The organism is Phenylobacterium sp., assembly GCF_037968635.1.
In the GTDB taxonomy this organism is placed as follows: domain Bacteria; phylum Pseudomonadota; class Alphaproteobacteria; order Caulobacterales; family Caulobacteraceae; genus Phenylobacterium.
In genome coordinates, this window is record NZ_JBBKVV010000155.1 from 1 (window position 1) to 3,240 (window position 3,240).

1 protein-coding gene and 1 pseudogene are annotated in these 3,240 nt (G+C 68.1%); both read left to right on the forward strand.

Annotated features, from left to right (window positions below; all coding sequences use genetic code 11):
• Nucleotides 1-2,832 (forward strand): DNA polymerase I, encoded by a 2,832-nt coding sequence (gene polA, locus AAC997_RS17725; protein ID WP_340647031.1) that lies wholly within the window; start codon nucleotides 1-3, stop codon nucleotides 2,830-2,832.
• A gap of 99 nt (nucleotides 2,833-2,931) precedes the next feature.
• Nucleotides 2,932-3,240: pseudogene (locus AAC997_RS17730) on the forward strand (hypothetical protein); the annotation flags it as partial.

Sequence of the window (3,240 nt, forward strand, 5' to 3'; positions counted from 1 at the left end):
CTGCCCGACCTGCCCCGCGCCGCCACCCAGGACGGACCGGCGGTCCGGCTCTATCTGGTGGACGGCTCTGGCTTCATCTTTCGGGCCTTCCACGCCCTGCCGCCGCTGACCCGCAAGAGCGACGGCCTGCCGATCGGCGCGGTGTCGGGCTTCTGCAACATGCTGTGGAAGCTCTTGGTGGACATGAAGGCGCAGACCGACGCGCCCACCCACCTGGCCGTGGTGTTCGACCACTCGGAGAAGACCTTCCGCAACAAGCTCTATGACCAGTACAAGGCCCACCGCCCGCCGGCGCCGGAGGATCTGGTGCCGCAGTTCCCGTTGGTGCGCGAGGCCACCCGCGCCTTCGGCGTCCCCTGCCTGGAACTGGCCGGCTATGAGGCCGACGACATCATCGCCGCCTATGCCTGCAAGGTCCGCGACATGGGGGGCGAGGTGCGCATCGTCTCGTCCGACAAGGACCTGATGCAGCTGGTGGGCGACCGGGTCAGCATGCTCGACACCATGAAGAACCTGCTGATCGGCCGCGAGCAGGTGATCGAGAAGTTCGGGGTGCCGCCGGAAAAGGTGGTGGACGTCCAGTCCCTGTGCGGCGACAGCGTCGACAATGTGCCGGGCGCGCCGGGGATCGGCATCAAGACCGCCGCCCTGCTGATCAACGAATATGGCGACCTGGACACGCTGCTGGCCCGAGCCGGCGAGATCAAGCAGGACAAGCGCCGCCAGACCCTGATCGACTTCGCCGACCAGATCCGGCTGTCGCGGCAGTTGGTGCAGCTGGACTGCGACACCCCGCTTCCCTCCCCCATCGACGACCTGAAGGTGGCCGAGCCGACGCCTGAGGTGCTGGCCGCCTTCCTGGAGGAGATGGGCCTGCACACCCTGGGCCGCCGCGTGGCCGGCGGCGGTGGCGGGGCCAAGGCGCCCGCTGCGCCCAGCACGCCGGGGCCGCGTCCGCAGGTGGTGACCGACCACGGCCCCATCGACGTCACCAAATATGTCTGTGTTCGGGATCTTGAGACCCTCGACGCCTGGATCGCCAAGGCCCGTGCGGCGGGCGTCATCGCCTTCGACACCGAGACCGACTCGCTCTCCTCGGCCAACGCCGGCCTCTGCGGGGTGTCCCTGGCCATCGCGCCGGGCGAGGCCTGCTACATCCCGGTCGGCCACGAGCAGGAAGGCGGGCTGGCGTTCGACGCCCCGGCCGACCTGACCCAGATCTCCCACGACGAGGTGATCGCCCGGCTCAAGCCCCTGCTGGAGGACCCCTCGGTCCTGAAGGTGGCGCAAAACGCCAAGTACGACATCGCCGTGCTGTCGCGCCAAGGCATCCAGGTGTCCCCCATCGAGGACACCATGCTGATCAGCTATGTGCTGGAGGCGGGCCTGCACAAGAGCCACGGCATGGACGAGCTGTCCAAGCGCTGGCTGGAGCACGAACCCATTCCCTTCAAGCAGGTGGCCGGGACCGGCAAGGCGCAGAAGAGCTTCAAGCACGTGCCGCTGGAGCCGGCCACCTGCTACGCCGCCGAGGACGCCGACGTCACCCTGCGGCTCTACCTGCTGCTGCGGCCGCGCCTGAACGCCGAGGGCCTGCTCACCGTCTACGAGACCCTGGAACGCCCCATGCCGGCGGTCCTGGCCCAGATGGAGATCGAGGGAATCCGCATCGATCCCGACCAGCTGGCCCGGCTGAGCCACGACTTCTCGGTGCGGATGACCGAACTGGAGGCCCAGGCCCACACCCTGGCCGGGCGCCCCTTCAACCTTGGCAGCCCCAAGCAGGTCGGCGAGGTGCTCTATCAGGAGATGGGCCTGGCCTCGAAGAAGACCACGGCCACGGGGGCGCAAGGCACCGACGCCTCGATCCTTGAGGACCTGGCCGCCCAGGGCGCCGAACTGCCCCGCGTCCTGTTGGACTGGCGGCAACTGTCGAAGCTGAAGGGCACCTATACCGACAACCTGGCCGTCGCGATCTCGCCGCGCACCAACCGCGTTCACACCTCCTATGCCCTGGGCGCCACCACCACCGGGCGGCTGTCGTCCTCCGACCCCAACCTGCAGAACATCCCGGTGCGCACCGAGGAAGGCCGCAAGATCCGCAAGGCCTTCATCGCTGAGTCGGGCCACGTGCTGATCAGCGCCGACTACAGCCAGATCGAACTGCGCCTGTTGGCCCATGTCGGCGACATCCCGCAGCTGAAGAAGGCCTTCCTCGACGGCCTGGACATCCACGCCGCCACCGCCTCGGAGATGTTCGGCGTACCCGTCGAGGGCATGCCCGCCGAGACGCGGCGGCGCGCCAAGGCGATCAATTTCGGCATCGTCTACGGCATCTCGGCCTTTGGTCTCGCCAATCAGCTCTCCATCCCGCAGGACGAGGCCGGGGCCTATATCAAGACCTATTTCGAACGCTTCCCCGGCATCCGCACCTATATGGACCGCACCAAGCAGGCGGTCCGCGCCCAGGGATTCGTCACCACCATCTTTGGCCGCAAGGTCAATATCCCGGCGGTCTATTCCAAGTCCCAGGCCGAGCGGGCCTTCGGCGACCGCGCCGCGATCAACGCCCCGCTGCAGGGGGCGGCGGCCGATATCATCCGCCGCGCCATGATCCGCATGCCGGCGGCTCTGAAGGAGTCCGGCCTGAAGGCGCGCATGCTGCTTCAGGTGCACGATGAACTGGTCTTCGAGGCGCCGCAGGCCGAGGCCGATGCGCTGATCATGGTCGCCAAAAAGGTCATGGAGCACGCCGCCGAACCCGTGGTGGCGCTCTCGGTGCCCCTGGTGGTCGACGCCCGCGCCGCCGCCAACTGGGACGACGCGCACTAGCCGAATTTGCGATTGCGGCGCCTAATCTCCCCGTGGCGTCCGCGCCGCGATTTCAAAGACAGAAAATTTTCGCGCCCATGTCGGCGCGGGGGGAAGCCCATGATGGCCTTGAAGCAGGCCCTGCTGGCCGCGACCCTTTGCATCTCGCCGATGAGCGCGCTCGCCCAGACGGCCCCGCCCGCGACCGACGCCAAGCTCAGCTACAGGTTCGATCCGGCCAATCCGGTGGCCACCTTCGGGGGCGCCAACCTGACCTTCGACCGGGGGCCGCAGGATCAGCGCCAGGTCCCGGCGCGGCAGGACTATCTGCGCTTCCAGACCCCGGTCCTGGACAAGGACCTCGCCATCGCCGGACCGGTGAAGGTGGAGCTCTACGGGGCCACCGACGGCCTCGACACCGACTTCATG